Annotated in this window: 20 protein-coding genes; 16 read left to right on the top strand and 4 right to left on the bottom strand. The window is 28.3% G+C overall.

What is annotated here, in order from left to right:
- Positions 1-109 precede the first annotated feature (109 nt).
- The 11 genes from ACYUCG_RS03995 (at position 110) to ACYUCG_RS03945 (ending at position 10,117) form a co-directional block, all read left to right on the top strand.
- Positions 110-1,024, top strand: a complete 915-nt coding sequence (locus tag ACYUCG_RS03995; RefSeq protein ID WP_060795752.1) for an undecaprenyl-diphosphate phosphatase — start codon at positions 110-112, stop codon at positions 1,022-1,024.
- Between the two features lie 210 nt (positions 1,025-1,234).
- A complete protein-coding gene (locus ACYUCG_RS03990; RefSeq protein ID WP_060795754.1) occupies positions 1,235-2,335 on the top strand; it encodes a 6-phosphofructokinase in 1,101 nt (366 codons plus the stop codon).
- Positions 2,336-2,569: 234 nt separating this feature from the next.
- A complete protein-coding gene (locus ACYUCG_RS03985) occupies positions 2,570-3,349 on the top strand; it encodes a serine hydrolase (RefSeq protein ID WP_060795756.1) in 780 nt (259 codons plus the stop codon).
- A 428-nt stretch (positions 3,350-3,777) separates the two neighbouring features.
- Entirely contained in the window at positions 3,778-4,701 is a 924-nt protein-coding gene (gene pyrB, locus ACYUCG_RS03980; protein WP_003453538.1) for an aspartate carbamoyltransferase, read from the top strand.
- A gap of 4 nt (positions 4,702-4,705) precedes the next feature.
- Complete coding sequence (locus ACYUCG_RS03975) at positions 4,706-4,864, top strand: aspartate carbamoyltransferase (protein WP_003475997.1); 159 nt, start codon at positions 4,706-4,708, stop codon at positions 4,862-4,864.
- Positions 4,865-4,885: 21 nt separating this feature from the next.
- The gene (locus tag ACYUCG_RS03970) at positions 4,886-6,085 is read left to right on the top strand and encodes a dihydroorotase (protein WP_460268167.1); all 1,200 of its coding nucleotides are present in this window, start codon (positions 4,886-4,888) and stop codon (positions 6,083-6,085) included.
- 9 nt (positions 6,086-6,094) lie between these two features.
- Entirely contained in the window at positions 6,095-6,958 is an 864-nt protein-coding gene (gene pyrF / locus ACYUCG_RS03965; protein WP_460268166.1) for an orotidine-5'-phosphate decarboxylase, read from the top strand.
- Between the two features lie 24 nt (positions 6,959-6,982).
- Positions 6,983-7,723, top strand: coding sequence for a dihydroorotate dehydrogenase electron transfer subunit (locus ACYUCG_RS03960; RefSeq protein ID WP_003469544.1), 741 nt, complete (start codon positions 6,983-6,985; stop codon positions 7,721-7,723).
- Positions 7,724-7,742: 19 nt separating this feature from the next.
- Positions 7,743-8,642 carry a dihydroorotate dehydrogenase gene (locus tag ACYUCG_RS03955; protein WP_460268165.1) on the top strand — a complete coding sequence of 300 codons (900 nt, stop codon included), beginning with the start codon at positions 7,743-7,745 and terminating at the stop codon, positions 8,640-8,642.
- A 150-nt stretch (positions 8,643-8,792) separates the two neighbouring features.
- Positions 8,793-9,371, top strand: coding sequence for an orotate phosphoribosyltransferase (gene pyrE / locus ACYUCG_RS03950; RefSeq protein WP_110060708.1), 579 nt, complete (start codon positions 8,793-8,795; stop codon positions 9,369-9,371).
- Between the two features lie 323 nt (positions 9,372-9,694).
- Entirely contained in the window at positions 9,695-10,117 is a 423-nt protein-coding gene (locus ACYUCG_RS03945; protein ID WP_139933321.1) for a GNAT family N-acetyltransferase, read from the top strand.
- A 120-nt stretch (positions 10,118-10,237) separates the two neighbouring features.
- Here the strand turns inward: ACYUCG_RS03945 and ACYUCG_RS03940 are convergent, their stop codons facing one another.
- Positions 10,238-10,660 carry a GNAT family N-acetyltransferase gene (locus ACYUCG_RS03940; protein WP_060796506.1) on the bottom strand — a complete coding sequence of 141 codons (423 nt, stop codon included), beginning with the start codon at positions 10,658-10,660 and terminating at the stop codon, positions 10,238-10,240.
- A 183-nt stretch (positions 10,661-10,843) separates the two neighbouring features.
- On the opposite strand from ACYUCG_RS03940, the gene xth reads away from it, so the two are divergent.
- On the top strand, positions 10,844-11,596 hold the full coding sequence (gene xth / locus ACYUCG_RS03935) for an exodeoxyribonuclease III (protein ID WP_131439786.1): 753 nt from the start codon (positions 10,844-10,846) through the stop codon (positions 11,594-11,596).
- 141 nt (positions 11,597-11,737) lie between these two features.
- Here the strand turns inward: xth and ACYUCG_RS03930 are convergent, their stop codons facing one another.
- Positions 11,738-12,274, bottom strand: a complete 537-nt coding sequence (locus ACYUCG_RS03930) for an ECF transporter S component (protein WP_460268164.1) — start codon at positions 12,272-12,274, stop codon at positions 11,738-11,740.
- A gap of 170 nt (positions 12,275-12,444) precedes the next feature.
- Here ACYUCG_RS03930 and ACYUCG_RS03925 point away from each other — a divergent pair, with 170 nt between their 5' ends.
- From ACYUCG_RS03925 to ACYUCG_RS03915, 3 genes are all read left to right on the top strand, one after another.
- Positions 12,445-13,179: an HAD-IB family hydrolase gene (locus ACYUCG_RS03925; protein WP_003453545.1), complete on the top strand. Its 735-nt coding sequence runs from the start codon at positions 12,445-12,447 to the stop codon at positions 13,177-13,179.
- Positions 13,180-13,530: 351 nt separating this feature from the next.
- A complete protein-coding gene (locus ACYUCG_RS03920; protein ID WP_003456607.1) occupies positions 13,531-13,914 on the top strand; it encodes an NUDIX domain-containing protein in 384 nt (127 codons plus the stop codon).
- A 62-nt stretch (positions 13,915-13,976) separates the two neighbouring features.
- Positions 13,977-14,195 (top strand): hypothetical protein, encoded by a 219-nt coding sequence (locus ACYUCG_RS03915; protein WP_003453540.1) that lies wholly within the window; start codon positions 13,977-13,979, stop codon positions 14,193-14,195.
- Between the two features lie 32 nt (positions 14,196-14,227).
- Here ACYUCG_RS03915 and ACYUCG_RS03910 read toward each other — a convergent pair whose 3' ends face one another.
- Complete coding sequence (locus ACYUCG_RS03910; protein ID WP_011010299.1) at positions 14,228-14,872, bottom strand: YczE/YyaS/YitT family protein; 645 nt, start codon at positions 14,870-14,872, stop codon at positions 14,228-14,230.
- 275 nt (positions 14,873-15,147) lie between these two features.
- Between ACYUCG_RS03910 and ACYUCG_RS03905 the strand changes: the two genes are divergently transcribed.
- Positions 15,148-15,480: a hypothetical protein gene (locus ACYUCG_RS03905; protein WP_060796510.1), complete on the top strand. Its 333-nt coding sequence runs from the start codon at positions 15,148-15,150 to the stop codon at positions 15,478-15,480.
- 34 nt (positions 15,481-15,514) lie between these two features.
- Here the strand turns inward: ACYUCG_RS03905 and ACYUCG_RS03900 are convergent, their stop codons facing one another.
- Positions 15,515-16,735, bottom strand: coding sequence for a dicarboxylate/amino acid:cation symporter (locus ACYUCG_RS03900; protein ID WP_460268163.1), 1,221 nt, complete (start codon positions 16,733-16,735; stop codon positions 15,515-15,517).
- Between the last annotated feature and the right edge of the window lie 19 nt (positions 16,736-16,754).

Raw genomic sequence — 16,754 nt, 5'->3', positions numbered from 1 at the left:
TTAGTTTTATATATACTCTTTTATTTATATTTGTGTAAAAGTGGACAAATTTAACTAATGAAATTATAATAAAAAAGTAAAACTTAATTATTAGAAAGCGAGTGTAGTTATGGGAATTGATTTTTTATTCATACTTAAGGCCTTAATAATCGCAGTTGTTGAAGGTCTTACAGAGTTTGTTCCTGTTTCCTCAACAGGACACATGATTCTAGTTGGTGACCTTATTCACTTTAATACACAATCAGGTGGATTCCCTGAAATGTATGAAGTTGTTATTCAATTAGGTGCAATACTAGCAGTTGTAGTATTATATTGGAGAAAGATAAGTAGCTCAGTAGTTGAGTTCTTAAGTTACATATTTTCATTTATCGGTTCAAAAACATCAAGTGATAAAAGAAAATATGAAAAAAGACTTGCGGAATCAAAAACTGGTTTTAGATTTGGTATAAATGTAATTATAGCCACTATACCAGCTGCTATTCTAGGATTTTTATTTGATGATGAGATTAATAAATATTTATTTTCAACTAAAACTGTAGCTGTAGGATTTATAGTAGGTGGTATACTACTTATAGTTATAGAAAATAACTTTAGAAAAAGAGCCAAAAGAAGTAAAATTGTAAAAGATATTGATAAAATGACATATGGACAATCATTATTAGTTGGATGCTTCCAATGTTTATCTTTATGGCCTGGAATGTCAAGAAGTGCATCAACAATCATGGGAGGATGGATTTCTGGATTAAGTACAACTGTTGCTACAGAATTTACATTCTTCTTAGGTATACCAGTTATGGTTGGAGCATCAGGATTAAAATTATTTAAATTTGATTATTCTCAAATGGATGGAACTTATTTAATAGCATTAATCTTAGGATTTATAGTTGCATTTATAGTTTCATTAGTTGTTATAGACAAGTTTATAAATTACTTAAAGAAAAAACCTATGAGAATTTTTGCTATATATAGAGTATTTGCTGGTATAGTATTAGCTATTTTAATATTTACTAAAGTAATTAGTTAATAAAAAAAGACAAGGATTAAACTCCTTGTCTTTTTTTTATTAAACAAACTAATAGTTTTACTAATATTATTGTAAACAAATTTTAATTTTCTTAATTTTTAAAATAATTTTACTTTAAATACAAAGCTTTCTATGATATCATTTACTTAGAAGGTAATTGTAAAAAACTTACAGACTATGGTGTAAAATTGTTTAGGAGGAGGATTTTATATGATGCAACCAATTAAGAAAATAGCTATACTAACAGGGGGAGGAGATTGCCCTGGATTAAATGCAGTAATAAGATCTGTAACCAGAACTGCAATCTTAAAATATGGATATGAAGTTATAGGTTATAAATTTGGATATAGAGGTCTTTATAATAATGACTTTGTAAAATTAGATCTTGATTCTGTTTCTGGAATACTTCATAGAGGAGGAACAATACTTCATAGTTCAAATAAGGACAACCTATTTGATTATCAAGTTGAAGATGAAAATGGCAAAATAGTTAAAAAAGATGTTTCTGATGTTGGTGTAGAAAACTTAAAAAAAGAAGGGGTAGATGCTTTAGTTGTTATTGGAGGAGATGGAACCTTAACCTCTGCAAGAGATTTCTCAAGAAAAGGTGTAAATGTAATAGGTGTTCCTAAAACAATAGATAACGATTTATTAGCCACAGATGTAACCTTTGGATTTAATACTGCCACAGAAATAGCTACAGAAGCTTTAGATAGACTTCATACTACAGCTGAGTCACATCATAGAATAATGCTTTTAGAAGTTATGGGAAGAAATGCTGGTTGGATTGCTTTAGAATCAGGAATAGCTGGTTCTGCTGATGTAATATTATTACCTGAAATACCTTACGATATAAACAAAATAGTTGAAAAAGTAAAAGAAAGAGAAGAAGCCGGAAAACAGTTTACAATTATTGTAGTTGCAGAAGGAGCAAAACCTAAAGATGGAGAAGTAGTTGTTTCTAAAATAGTTGATGATAGTCCAGACCCAGTAAGACTAGGGGGAATAGCTAACAAATTAGCCATTGACTTAGAAGGATTAATAAAGAATCATGAAATAAGAAGCACTGTGCTTGGACATATACAAAGAGGGGGAAACACCTCTACTTATGATAGAATACTTTCAACTAAATATGGAGTTAAAGCTGTTGAACTTATAAATAGCAATTTATTTGGAAACATGGTTGCATTAAAAGGAAATAAAGTATCCTATGAAAGTTTAGAAAATGTAATTGGACATACTAAAAATGTAAATCCAGAAGGTGAATTAGTAAACACCGCTAAAAGTATAGGAATTAGTTTTGCTGATTAATAATATAAAAACACTCATCAAATTAAAATTTGATGAGTGTTTTCTTTTCTATTTAGTAAAATTTCACTTATAATTTAGTAAATTATAAGGATAAATATGTATATTAAAATCAAAAAAAATTAAACGTTAACAAGAAAAAATTTACAATTAATACTTCAAAATTTTCTGAAAATATGGTACACTTTAAACAAGGCAACAATAAAAGCAACATTAAAAGAAAGCTGGTGGGTATTTATGAAAGAAGTTCAAAAATATTTAGAGAGCAGAATTGGTTCGTATAGCTTTTTCTTTGAGGATTTAAAGAGTGGTTATACTTATGGTTACAATGAAAACGTTAAAATGATTTCAGCAGGTTGTATGAAATTACCTATAGCTATAGCTCTTATAAAAGAAGTAGAGGAAGGCAAAATAGACTTTTTGGATAAAGTTAAAATAGAAAGTTCAGATAAGGTCTATGGAACTGGTATAATACATGAATTTGGAGAGAGAGATTATACTGTATTTGAACTTATGGTAGCAATGCTAATCCAAAGTGATAATACAGCAGCAAATAAAATAATTGATTTAGTTGGTATGAATAAAATAAATGAAACTATTAAAGAATTAGGTATGAAAAATACTGAGCTTAATAGAAAAACTGCCGATGAAAGAAATTTCAAATCAGATGTAGAAAATTATACAACAGCTTATGATTTAACTTTAGCCTGGAAAAAACTTAGTGAGGGTTCTTTCTTAAGTAAAGAAAACTCTCAAATGCTTATAGATATACTTACAAGACAACAGATTAAAAACAAACTAGCTTTATATATACCAGACAACCTTAAGTTTGATATATCAAGCAAAACAGGAGACAAAAAGGGAGTTGAGAATGATACGGCCTTAATTCATACTCAAAAAGGAAACTTTGCTTGTACGGTGATGTCAAGTGGAATTCCTAACTCAGTCTACGGAACTGTGACTTTGGCAAAGTCTGGTAAAATGACCTGGGACGCCATCATGAACAATTGGCACTAATATAATATTTAATGTGCTGTATAAAACCTTAATAATAAGACTTACAAATAGTATGAAGGGAATATCTATAATGATTTTAGAATTTAAATTATTATAAATTCTTATAGGAATATAGCAATTCTCAAAATATGTTTGTAAGTTTTATTTTTAACTGAAAATATAAAAATAATTATTAAAAACATTATTGACATAAATATTTTAATATGATATTATAAGCACAATAAAAGCAGTCCAGAGAGGCTGAATAAAATAACCTTTAAATTTGATCCAGAGAGGTCAATAAGGAAGTTATATAGTTGAATTATAATCTTAAAGGATTTATTTATACGTGAAAAGTCTTCCTTATCTTAGGAAGACTTTTTTTAATAAAATTATATAACTTTTCTTCTTTAAATTAACACAGAGAGGTTAAAAAGGAGTGAAATTTTATGTTAAAAAACAAACACTTATTAGATCCATCAGATTTCACAATAGAGGAATTTGATGAAATTTTCAAATTAGCACATCAAATTATGGCAAATCCAAAAGAATATCAAAATATATGCAATGGTAAAATTCTAGCAACACTTTTCTATGAGCCAAGTACTAGAACAAGATTGTCTTTTGAATCAGCAATGCTTAGACTAGGTGGACAAGTTATAGGTTTCTCAGAACCAAATTCTTCATCAGTTTCTAAAGGAGAATCTTTAAGAGATACTATTAAAACAGTAAACTGCTATGCAGATCTTATAGCAATGAGACATCCTTTAGAAGGAGCAGCAAAAGTTGCTTCAATGTATTCAGATATCCCAGTTATAAATGCAGGAGATGGAGGGCATCAACATCCAACTCAAACATTAACAGATCTTCTTACAATAAAAGAATATAAAGGAAACCTAGAAGGAAATACAATTGCATTATGTGGAGACTTAAAATTCGGTAGAACAGTGCATTCTCTTATAAAAGCACTTTCAAGATATAAAAATAATAAATTCATCTTAATATCTCCAATAGAACTTAGAATCCCAAATTATATTAGAGAGCAAATTTTAGAAAAAAATAATATAGAATACAAAGAAATTACTAGCTTAGAAGAAGGAATTAAAGAAGCTGATATTTTATACATGACAAGAATACAAAGAGAAAGATTTGTAGATCAAAGTGAGTATGAAAGATTAAAAGATGTATATGTATTAGATGAAGCAAAAATGAAGGGTGCCAAAGAAGATATGATGGTTCTTCATCCTCTTCCAAGAGTAAATGAAATAGCCTATGAAGTAGATGAAGATTCAAGAGCATTTTACTTTAAGCAAGCCAAATGCGGAATGTATGTAAGAATGGCCTTAATGGCAAAACTTTTAGGGGAGGCGTAATAGGATGAAAAATAGAGAATTACAAAATTATAAATGTAAAAACACAAAATGTATAACTCAAGTGGAAAAATATGTTCCTCAAAGCTTTACTTTAATAGACAAAAAGAATAATACATACAATTGTGATTATTGTAACGCAGAAAACACTTTTCAAAAGCATTAAATTTAGGAGGACATAATTAAGATGAATTTGCTAATTAAAAATGTAAATTTAATAGATGAAAGCAACAACTTTTTTGGTGATATATATATAGAAAAAGGGTTAATAAAAGAATTAGGAACTGAACTAAATAAGGAATGTGAAACAATAGATGGAAAAGGCTTAGTACTTATGCCTGCATTTATAGATACTCATGCACACTTTAGAGATCCAGGCTTTGAATATAAAGAAGATATTGAAAGTGGATCTAAGGCTGCAGTGAGAGGTGGATACACAACAGTAACCTTAATGCCAAACACAAAACCAGTTTGTAGTTCAAAAAAAGTATTAGATTACGTGGTTAATAAGGGTAAAGAGGTAGGCTTAGTAGATTTATATCAAACAGTTTCTATAACAAAGAATTTATCAGGTGAAGAAATAAATCATCTTAGAGAATTTGAGGGCAATCCTAATGTTAAGGCAATAACAGATGACGGTAAAGGTGTGTCAGATTCTAAGATTATGATGGAGGCTATGAAAATAGCTAAAGAAAATAACTGGATAGTAATGTCCCATGCTGAAAGCCCAGAGTTTTCAAAGGTTGATATGAGATTAGCTGAAAATATGATGACATGGAGAGAGATTACACTAGCAAAGTTTGTAGATTGTAGACTTCATATGTCTCATGTAAGTACTAAGGAAGCTATGAAATATATAATAGAAGGAAAAAATGATGGAGTTAAAGTAACTTGCGAAATAACTCCTCACCACTTAGCTTTAAATAATAAGATTAGTAATTATAGAGTTAATCCTCCTATAAGAGAAGAAGAAGATGTAAATTTCTTAATAAAGGCAATAAAAATGAACTATGTTGATTGTATAGGAACAGATCATGCTCCTCATTCAAAGGAAGATAAGGAAAAAGGAGCACCTGGCATGATTGGAATTGAACAAGCTTTCTCAATATGTTATACGAAGCTAGTTAAGGAAAATAACATAAGCTTAAATAAGCTAAGTCAATTAATGAGTGGAAATGCTGCTAAGTTATTAAACATAAATAAAGGAAAACTTCAACCAGGTTTTATTGGGGATTTAGTTCTTATAGATTTAAACAAGAAAAGAATATTCAAAGAAGAAGATATAGTATCTAGAAGTAAAAACACACCATTTAATGGAATGGAGTTTTATGGAGATGTAGTGCTAACAATAAAAGACGGAAAAATAGTTTATAAGGGTGAATTTTAGGAGGTATGTATGATAGCTGATAAATTATTTGAAAAAGTAGAAAAAAACGGAGTAGTTTGTGTTGGCCTAGATACAAGCTTAGATTATATACCAGAGGAATTTAAAAGTAAGTTTTCAAATGAAAGCGATATGTTATTTGCCTTCAATAAAGAAATAATAGATGCCACACTAGATGTATCTGCATGTTTTAAAATTCAAATAGCTTATTACGAAGCTCTTGGTCTTAAGGGATTAGAAGCTTATAAAAATACTTTAAGTTATTTAAGAGAAAAGAATGCTTTAATCATAGCTGATATAAAAAGAGGAGATATAGCTGCAACGGCTAAAATGTACGCAAAGGCTCACTTTGAAGGAGATTTTGAAAGTGATTTTATAACTTTAAATCCATATATGGGAATGGATAGCATAGATCCATACTTACCTTATATAGAAAAAAATGAAAAAGGAGTATTTGTACTAGTAAGAACTTCAAATAAGGGAGCTGAAGATATAGAGTATTTAGAAGCCGGAAATGGAAAGAAAGTTTATGATGTAGTTGGAGAAAAGTTAAATACTCTAGGAAAAAACTATTTAGGAAAACATGGTTATAGCTCAATAGGTGGAGTTGTAGGTTGTACTCATCAAGAAGAAGCAAAAGAAATGAGAGATAAATTAGATACAATGCCATTTTTAATACCTGGATATGGTGCACAGGGAGGAACTGCTAAAGATGTAGCAGCTTATCTTAAAAATGGAAATGGTGGAATTGTAAACTCTTCAAGAAAGATACTATTAGCCTATAAAGCCATGGAAGATAGTAAAAACTTTGCAGAATGTGCTAGAAAAGAAGCCATTTTAATGAGAGACAGTATAAGAGAAGCAATTTTAAAATAGATAAAACACTTGGGAGGACAGATTATGGCTATGGAATATTTCAAAGGTAAAGTAAAGGAAAATATTGAATTAGTAGAGGGAATATACTCACTAGTAGTAGAGCATGAAGCTAAAATAAATGCAGGACAATTTTATATGATAAAAACTCCAAACACTTTCTTAGGAAGACCAATAAGTGTTTGTGAAGTAAATGGGAATGATGTACGTTTTGTGTATGCTACTGTTGGATCCGGAACAAATGAGATGAAAAAAATGATTTCTGGAGATGAAATAGAAATAATAGGTCCTTTAGGAAATGGTTTCGATATAAATAAAGATTACGGAAAAGTTGCCTTAGTAAGTGGAGGTATAGGAACAGCTCCAATGCTAGAACTTGCAAAAAGCCTTAGAAAAAATAATAAAGATATGAAAATGGATTTCTATGGTGGATTTAGAGATGACATATACTTAGTAGATGAAATATCAGAATATGTAGACGAGGTTAAAATTTCAACAAATACAGGAAAACATGGACATAAAGGGTTTGTAACAGAAATTCTTCCTCTTCAAGAGTATGATACAGTGCTATGCTGTGGACCGGAAATCATGATGAAGAAGGTAGTTGAAATGTGCAGAGAAGCTAAGGTTAATGTGTATATTTCCATGGAAAAACATATGGCTTGTGGAGTAGGTGCTTGCTTAGTATGCACATGTAAAACCAAGTCAGGAAATAAGAGAACTTGTAAAGATGGTCCAGTATTTAATGGATTAGAAGTTGAATTCTAATTTAGGAGGGGTTAAAAGTATGTTAAAAACAGTTATAAATGGAGTAGATTTTAAAAACCCTGTTATAGCAGCATCAGGTACTTTCGGCTTTGGAGCTGAGTATAATAACTTCTATGATGTGGGAGAATTAGGAGGAATAAGTTCAAAAGGACTAACTCTTAATAGTAGAGAAGGTAATGAAGGAATAAGAATATATGAAACTCCTCAAGGAATAATGAATTCAGTAGGACTTCAAAATCCAGGAATAGAGAAATTTATAGAAGTAGAACTTCCTAAAATGTTAGAACTAGGAACAAATATAATAGCAAATGTAGGGGGAGCTACTATAGAGGATTACGAAAAAGCAGTATCTCTTTTAAATAAAGAAAAAATAGACATGATAGAGTTAAATATATCTTGTCCTAATGTAAAATCTGGTGGAATGGCCTTTGGAATACAATCAGATGTAGCATATGAAGTGGTTTCTAAGGTTAGAAAAATATGTGATAAACCTTTAATGGTAAAATTATCACCAAATGCTGAGAATATATGCAATATGGCATATAAATGTGCCGAGGCAGGAGCAGATTCAATCTCTTTAATAAATACATTAAAAGGACTGGCAATAGATATAAAAAATAGAAAGCCAGTATTTAATAATATGTATGCAGGACTTTCTGGCCCAGCTGTAAAACCTATAGCCCTTAGAATGGTTCATGAAGTTGCTAAAACTGTAGACATTCCAGTAATAGGATTAGGAGGAATTTCTACAGCAGAGGATGCCATAGAATTTATGATGGCAGGAGCATCAGCTATACAAATAGGTACAATAAACTTTGTAAATCCTAAAGCAGGTATAGAAATAATAAAAGGCTTAGAAGACTTTTGCAAAAAAGAAGGATTAAAAAATATTAATGAAATTGTAGGGTGTATAAAGTAATAAAAGATTAAATAGCTAATAAAGCTTATAAATATATTTTAAAGATTATTAAATCACAAAATTTATCTTCATATTAATATAGTGATTTTTATAAAAAGTAATTTTGAAGATATTAAGAAAATAAATAAGAAAGTTTTGGAGGAATTAAATATGAAAAATACAGACGCTATGGTTATAGATACATTAAAAGAGGTTGGAGCATTATTAGAAGGACATTTCTTATTATCATCAGGAAGACACTCAAATAGATATTGCCAATGTGCTCAATTATTAAAATACCCAGAAAAAGCTGAGAAAGTATTAAAGGTTGTAGCTGATCAATTAAAAGATATAGACTTTGACTTAGTTGTAGGACCAGCTATGGGAGGAGTTATAGTAGCTTACGAATTAGGAAGACAGTTAGGTAAGCCTGCAATCTTTACTGAAAGAGAAAATGGAGAAATGACTCTAAGAAGAGGATTTACTATAGAAAAAGGACAAAAGGTAGTAATAACAGAGGATGTTGTAACTACAGGTAAGAGCTTTAAGGAAGCTGCAAAGGTAATTGAAGAACAAGGTGGAGAAGTTGTTGCAGTAGTTTGTATAGTAGATAGAACTCCAGGAAATGTAACAGATTTCCCAATGTATAGTTCAATAAAACTTGATATAGAAAGCTTTGAGGCAGAAAATTGCCCACTATGTAAAGAAGGAATTCCTTACATAAAGCCAGGAAGCAGAAATATAAAATAATTGAATAAATTTATAAAAACTCTAGTTATAAAGCTAGAGTTTTTTTATTTTAGAAAATATATTCTAAAAACTTATTATAAGTAATTGAATTTTTCCATTTTATTACTTATAATAGAATAAAATACATTTAATTATAATAAAGAAGGGATATTATAAGTTGAGTATATTTTTATTTATGCTTCCAGAGGAAAAAAGGAGAATATAATTTTCAAGTGGATGGTATTTGGGATTCAACTCATAATGTATCTAAAATATTTAAAGTTTATATAGATTAATATTGAATATAATAAATAAAAAAATATTATTTTGATTAAAGAGGTATTATGAATTTAGAAAAAGTGATTTTAAAAAAAGATTTAATTAAGGATATAAAAAGTATTTCTTCCTTATATGAAAGCGCAGGATGGTTTGACTATACTGAAGATTTAGAAAAATTAGAAGAGGCATTTAAAAATTCATTAAAGATAATTTCAGCATGGCATGAAGAAAAATTAATAGGTCTTATTAGAGTTGTTGGAGATGGACTAACTATAATATACATACAAGATATAGTAGTACTTCCCGAATATCAAGGTAATGGTATTGGTAGAGGTTTGATTAATTCTGTATTAGATGAATATAAACACGTTAGGCAAAAGATTCTAATAAGTGAGGATAAAGATTCCTCAATTGAATTTTATAAAAATATAGGATTTAAATCAATTGATTCTTATAATGGAGTAGCTTTTGTAAATTATATAGAGTAAATTTAAAGAGACAAAGAGCATCAATATTTAAATGATGTTCTTTGTTGCTTTATTTCATTTAATAAATACTTTAATATTTTTTATTAAATATATCATTTTCTTAATTTATAACATATGTAATTATAAATTTTTTCTAAAGAATACTTCCCCAACGTTATTTTCATTTATTGAAGTAATAAATCCACACTCTTCAAATCCTCTTCTGATATGCCATTTTTGAGCTTTTGAAGCATCAGTCATTGAAGAGCTTAATAAAAACTCAGAATTTTTTTCTTTCTTTAAATACTCCTCTAAAAAGTTTAAAAGGCTTTCACCTATTCCAGAACCCCTAAGTCCATCTTTAACCACTATATAACTTATAAAAGGTATATGAGTCCATATATACTCTATTTTCAGACAACCTACAACTTGGTTATCTAATTCAGCTACTATAACTTCCTTCATATCTATTTTGTTAGAAATAACCTCTTCATTTTTGTGTAAATCAAATTCCATAGTAGCCTTTAAGTCCTTTTGATTAGCAAATCTAATTACTTTATTCATTTAATTTAGCCCCCTTGTTATTAATTTTAAATAATTATATTACAATTATTTAAAATTAAATAATGATTTATTTAAATTTTTTTATTACAATATATTATATACAATTAAATTTATAAATAAATCAGTTGTTATATTTTAAACTTAATTATATTTTATATTGATTAAGTATAGGAGGAAATTTAAATGAAATTAATATCATGGAATGTTAATGGCTTAAGAGCTTGTGTTAAAAAAGGCTTTTTAGATTACTTTAAATCTGAAGATGCTGATATATTCTGTCTACAGGAGACTAAACTTCAAGAAGGACAAATAGACTTAGATCTAGAGGGATATTATCAATACTGGAACTATGCTGAGAAAAAAGGGTATTCAGGAACTGCAATATTCACTAAAAAAGAACCTCTAAATGTTTATTATGGAATAAATATGGAGCATCATGATAAAGAAGGAAGAGTTATAACTTTAGAATTTGAAGACTTCTTTATGGTAACTGTTTATACTCCAAATTCACAAAGTGAACTTGCTAGATTAGAGTATAGAATGGAATGGGAAGATGATTTTAGAAATTATCTTTTAGAGCTTTCATCTAAAAAAGGTGTAGTTGTATGTGGAGATTTAAATGTAGCTCATAAGGAGATAGATTTAAAGAATCCTAAGACAAATAGAAAGAATGCTGGCTTTACAGATGAGGAAAGAGATAAATTTTCTACACTATTATCAAGTGGGTTTATAGATACTTTCCGTTATTTCAACCCAGACTTAGAGGGAGTTTATTCTTGGTGGTCATATAGATTTAATGCAAGAAAAAATAATGCTGGATGGAGAATTGACTATTTCTTAGTTTCAAATAATTTAGAAGATAGAATAAAAGAAGCTTCTATAGATACTGAAATACTAGGATCAGATCACTGCCCTGTTAAATTAATAATGGAATAGTTTTTTCTAAAAAGAGGATGTATTAAATGTTAAACATAAAATTTATAAGTATATTCAAGAAAGATTGAATTTCACTTACAAGTTTTGTTTAAACACTATTTGATACATTCTCTTTTGTCTTTTTATATTTAAATAGAAACTTTAATTAAAGGCTCTCTTTTCTTGTTTATATAATACTTTTGAAAGATGTAAGGCTATAACTATACCAACACCAACTTGAAGTATATTACCTATTATATCCTTTGCTGAATATGCTAAAGCTCCTATTATGGTATTAGAGCTTCCTGTAAATAAAAATGCTATTATTGCACCGGAGAAGAAATAAGCTACAACCATGAATATACCAGAGATTAAAAATGGTACTAAATAACTTTTTCTATGATTATATTCTAAAATAGCCCCAGCTATATATGCCATTAAAGCTTTTATTATAAATGTAAAAGGTGCCCAAATTATATATCCACTATATAAATCCACAAGAGCCATTCCTATACCACTAGCTAAAGCTCCACGCTTTTTCCCTAGTAAGGCTGCTGCTAAAAGAACCATACAATCTCCAAGATGAACAAAGCCTCCTACGGTAGGAATTCTTATTAAATTGGCTGATATAAATATTATTGCAATCATTAGTGCTGTGAAAACTGTCTTATGAAATTTACTATTACTACTAACATTCATATTTTTTTACCTCCAGAACCAAAATATATTTATATATTAAAATATTATCAATGTATTATCAAATGTATGGGTACAATTATATTTTATATAATCCCTTTAAAATTTATTTATTTATGATATACTGTTAAAAAATACATAAATGGAAATTTTACAGAAGAGGAGTGAAAAAAATGAAAGAAAAAAACATAGCAGCATTTTTTGATATTGATGGAACAATATATAGAGAAGGATTAATAACAGAAGTATTTAAAAAAATAATAAAATACGAATTAGTTGATGAAACTAAGTGGTATAAGGATGTACGTCCATCATTCATAAAATGGGATAAAAGACAAGGTGGTTATGATGAATATTTACTAAAAATGGTTGATATATATACTGAAGCAATAAGAGGAATAAGCAATCATCATATAGAGTATATAGCTAAGAAAGTAATAGAACAAAAAGGGGATAGGGTTTATACATTTACTAGAGAAAGAATTAAATGGCATAAAGAACAAGGTCATATTGTTATAGCTATTTCTGGCTCCCCTTATGAGCTTGTAAAGGAAATGTCAGAAAAATATAATATGAATGATTTTAAAGGAACTATATATAAGCTTGATCATAATAATACATATAACGGAGATATAATTCCAATGTGGGATTCTGAAAGCAAAGAAAAAGCTATCTTAGAATTAAAAGAAAAACATAATATAGACTTAGAAAATAGTTATGCTTATGGAGATACCTCTGGAGATTTTACAATGTTTAAAAATGTTGGAATACCATATGCAATTAATCCAACAAGAGAGCTTATCACTAAAGTTCTTCAATGTGATGAAATTAAGGAAAAAATTAAAGTAATAGTTGAAAGAAAAGATGTTACTTATGATTTAGATATAAATAACTTAAAACTTCTTTAGATTATAAAAGAAGTATATATTTTTTACTAATCAATCTTATAATTCGTCTTTTTATCAAAAATTACGGGTTTGTATTTTTTGAGTAGCAATAAATATACGTTATATTATGAATTTATTGCTTAAATTTTAATTTTTTATTCGTTAAATATTACTATTAAAGTATGTATTGAAAATTAAAAACTAATAAAATAATATGTTAAAATATAAAAAAACTTGGATAGTTTAAAATCAATTAACTATTAAACAACATTGAAAACTTTATTTGAATTTATATTAAAATAGAGGAATAATATATAATAATTTGCTATAATATGTATATAAAAAGCGAAATGTGTAAAAGGGGAGACGTATATGAGTAATATTAAATTTTGTTCTATTATTATAAAGGATGACTTTAATAATATTTTAATTTCAAAAAGAAAAGGGAAAAAAGCAGATGAGCACCTATGGTATGTTTTTGAAAGAAAAATAAAAGGAAGAGAAACTCCAGAAAAATGCGCAAATAGAGCAATAAAGGAAGATTTAAAAACTATAGTTTTTGATTTAAATCAACTATGTGATTTAAATGTTAATGAAGAAGAAACTTTAAGAGTTTTTACAGGTTCCTTAAAAGAAAAAATTACTTGTGGCGCTAATATAACTACATATAAATGGATAAATAAAGATGATTTAGATGATTATACTTTTGCAAATGGAGAATTAGAAAAGATAAACGCTTTTTTTGATACTATATAAAAACATGCCAATATTGGCATGTTTTTCTTTTATTGTTATAATAAAACGGTGAGGTGATTATTATGACATTATTAAGAAAGAAAATTTTAGGAGAAGATTTTCATGTTACTATAAAACCTATATATAACAGAGAAGATACATTGGCATTTACATTTTCGCCGGATCAGAAAAGAGTAGAAATTGGTGAAGAAATTACAATTACAGTGAAACATCCTACAGAAAAATATGATGCTTTCTGTGATGAATTAGTAGAACTTATAGCTAGATATCAAGAAATATAAAAAAACAGTCCATATGGACTGTTTTTCTATTATTAAGCAGCATTTTTGCCTATAAATTTATGTACAATTTTCTCACATGGCGGCATAAAAAATTGTATAGCTGGACCTGTGAAAAGTACTGCTATTATTGTTCCAAGACCTACAACACCAGCTAGTAAATAACCAACTACTAGGAAGCTTAAATCTAAGCCGATACGTATCCAACGGTATTGGAAGTTAGTTTTATCTCTTATTATAAGAGGAACTAAATCGTTTGGTGCAACTCCTAATTCAGTACTAACTAAGAATGAGAATCCTATAGCTATTATAATACAGCTTACAGCTACAATTACGCATTTTGTAAATAAATTAAAGTTACTAAGTGAAGTATCTAATCCAAATCTATGTAATATTCCCATGATTGCATCTATAGTAGGGCCTACTACTAAAACAAGTACAAAAGTTCCAACTTTAAGTTGTTTTCTATCTGCAATGAAGATTGCAATAACTAAAGTAACAAGTATTATCATGTTAGCAGTTCCAGTTGAAACGCTTAGAGCTTTTGAAAGTCCTTGAGTAAATACAGTAAACGGATCTGATCCAGCTCCGCTTAATAAGAATATTACAACACCTAATTGTATGATTGCCATTCCTAATAAGAAAAATATAAGCTTAGGAATAAATTTTTCTTTTTTCATTTTTAATACACTCCTTGTTTTTGAGTTTTGTGAATCGTATTTTTGAATGTGAATTTAAATATTTAATGTGTATTTAAAAACTTAAAAGAAAACCAAACAAAATGATTATAACCATTGTTAATCTATATGTCAAATAAATTTAATACTTTAATAAAAAAATTCATAATTAAGCAAAAATCCAATGTTAAAACTTTCTATATTAGAATAAATAAGAAAATTGAAATGTACTTAATTTTATTTTATAATTATTACGTTAGATGGGAGAGGTGGAAAATATGAAGGATACTAAGACTAAAGAACATATTGCTAGAATAGCAAAAGCTTCAACGTATTTTATTTTTAGAAATGGACCTGTAAGTAAGCTTCATAAAGAAAATAAAGTTTCTGATGAAGAACTTAAGGAAATGCAAGAGTATATGCAAAATCACTTAGCATATCTTTATGAAGTTTTACTTGAAGAGGGTAATTTAAAGAAATATGAACTTATAATGAATACTATGAATCAATTTTATGTAAATGATGATACAGAAGTAGTATTAGCTGATGAGGGCTTTGATTCTTTATATGATCAATTATTCCCTAAAAGTAGCAATATAATTCTTAAATAAAAAATGACTATGAGAAATTCTCATAGTCATTTTTTTAATTACAACTAACCTTTGGAATGAATTCTTCTTCAGCCTCTTCAATTTTAATGTTAGTATTGTTTCTTTTCTTTAATATTGATTCTACTATTATAGCTATAGCTCCATCTCCAGTTACATTAGTTGCTGTTCCAAAACTATCTTGAGCAGCATGCAGTGCTATCATTAAGGATTTTTCAACATTACCAAATCCAAGCATACCTTCAAGTAATCCCAAAGCAGCCATAACTCCGCCACCTGGTACCCCTGGTGCTGCTACCATAGTTACTCCTAACATAACTATAAATGGAATCATAACAGAGAAAGTTGGAGTTTGTCCTTTCATATACATTACAGCCATTGATGCAAGAACTAGAGTAATAGTATCACCTGCTAAATTTATTGTTGCTCCTAAAGGAATAACAAAATCTGCTACATCTTGGTCAACATTATTTTCTTTAGTACAATTTAAAGTAACTGGGATTGTAGCTGCTGATGATTGAGTTCCCAAAGCTGTCATATATGCAGGAATCATATTTTTTAATAATTTTAATGGATTTTCTTTCTTTAAAGTTCCAGCTAAAACATATTGAACCACTAAATAAGATCCTTGTATTGAAAATAAAACTAAGTACACAAGTCCAAAAGACTTTAGAGTAGTAAAAATCTCACCATTATAACTTAACTTTGAAAATATTGAAAGTATGTAAATAGGTACTAAAGGTATTAATACATTTTTTATAGTTAATAAAATAACATGATTAAACTCTTCTGATACCTTCAATAAATAACTATTTTTTATTCTTGATATTCCTATTCCTAATAAGAATGCAAAAACTAAAGCAGACATAACACCAAACATTGGAGGAATATCAATTGTAAAATAAGGATCAACATTTACTGAACCAGTGCTTAAAGAAGCACTTACTATAAATTTAGGAAGTAATGAACGTCCTATAAAGAAAGTAATTATTCCTATTAAAAATGTTGAAGCATATGAAATTAAAGTAGTTATGAAAAGTCCCTTTCCTGATTTATTTCCTAAGGATGCTATACCAGGAACTATAAACCCAACTATTATAAGTGGGATTAAGAAACTAAGTAAATTTCCAAATATGCTATTAAAGGTCATTAATATTCTAATAGGTATATCTAAATTAATATAGGAACATCCTAGCCCAATAAGTATTCCTAAAATAATTGCAACAAATATTCTTTTTATTAAGGATAAATTTTTCATAATAGCCCCCTTTTGTATT

Source organism: Clostridium sp. CTA-17, from assembly GCF_054767895.1.
This window is presented reverse-complemented; position numbering and strand designations above follow the sequence as displayed.

Bases quoted from the DNA above. Each gene is read 5' to 3' on its own strand.
- ACYUCG_RS03990 (WP_060795754.1), top strand. From the start codon at position 1,235: ATGATGCAACCAATTAAGAAAATAGCTATACTAACAGGGGGAGGAGAT.
- xth (WP_131439786.1), top strand. From the start codon at position 10,844: ATGAAATTAATATCATGGAATGTTAATGGCTTAAGAGCTTGTGTTAAA.
- ACYUCG_RS03960 (WP_003469544.1), top strand. From the start codon at position 6,983: ATGGCTATGGAATATTTCAAAGGTAAAGTAAAGGAAAATATTGAATTA.
- pyrE (WP_110060708.1), top strand. From the start codon at position 8,793: ATGAAAAATACAGACGCTATGGTTATAGATACATTAAAAGAGGTTGGA.
- ACYUCG_RS03985 (WP_060795756.1), top strand. From the start codon at position 2,570: ATGAAAGAAGTTCAAAAATATTTAGAGAGCAGAATTGGTTCGTATAGC.
- ACYUCG_RS03970 (WP_460268167.1), top strand. From the start codon at position 4,886: ATGAATTTGCTAATTAAAAATGTAAATTTAATAGATGAAAGCAACAAC.
- ACYUCG_RS03940 (WP_060796506.1), bottom strand. From the start codon at position 10,660: ATGAATAAAGTAATTAGATTTGCTAATCAAAAGGACTTAAAGGCTACT.
- ACYUCG_RS03955 (WP_460268165.1), top strand. From the start codon at position 7,743: ATGTTAAAAACAGTTATAAATGGAGTAGATTTTAAAAACCCTGTTATA.
- ACYUCG_RS03910 (WP_011010299.1), bottom strand. From the start codon at position 14,872: ATGAAAAAAGAAAAATTTATTCCTAAGCTTATATTTTTCTTATTAGGA.
- ACYUCG_RS03905 (WP_060796510.1), top strand. From the start codon at position 15,148: ATGAAGGATACTAAGACTAAAGAACATATTGCTAGAATAGCAAAAGCT.
- ACYUCG_RS03995 (WP_060795752.1), top strand. From the start codon at position 110: ATGGGAATTGATTTTTTATTCATACTTAAGGCCTTAATAATCGCAGTT.
- ACYUCG_RS03925 (WP_003453545.1), top strand. From the start codon at position 12,445: ATGAAAGAAAAAAACATAGCAGCATTTTTTGATATTGATGGAACAATA.
- ACYUCG_RS03900 (WP_460268163.1), bottom strand. From the start codon at position 16,735: ATGAAAAATTTATCCTTAATAAAAAGAATATTTGTTGCAATTATTTTA.
- pyrF (WP_460268166.1), top strand. From the start codon at position 6,095: ATGATAGCTGATAAATTATTTGAAAAAGTAGAAAAAAACGGAGTAGTT.
- ACYUCG_RS03920 (WP_003456607.1), top strand. From the start codon at position 13,531: ATGAGTAATATTAAATTTTGTTCTATTATTATAAAGGATGACTTTAAT.
- pyrB (WP_003453538.1), top strand. From the start codon at position 3,778: ATGTTAAAAAACAAACACTTATTAGATCCATCAGATTTCACAATAGAG.
- ACYUCG_RS03930 (WP_460268164.1), bottom strand. From the start codon at position 12,274: ATGAATGTTAGTAGTAATAGTAAATTTCATAAGACAGTTTTCACAGCA.
- ACYUCG_RS03975 (WP_003475997.1), top strand. From the start codon at position 4,706: ATGAAAAATAGAGAATTACAAAATTATAAATGTAAAAACACAAAATGT.
- ACYUCG_RS03945 (WP_139933321.1), top strand. From the start codon at position 9,695: ATGAATTTAGAAAAAGTGATTTTAAAAAAAGATTTAATTAAGGATATA.
- ACYUCG_RS03915 (WP_003453540.1), top strand. From the start codon at position 13,977: ATGACATTATTAAGAAAGAAAATTTTAGGAGAAGATTTTCATGTTACT.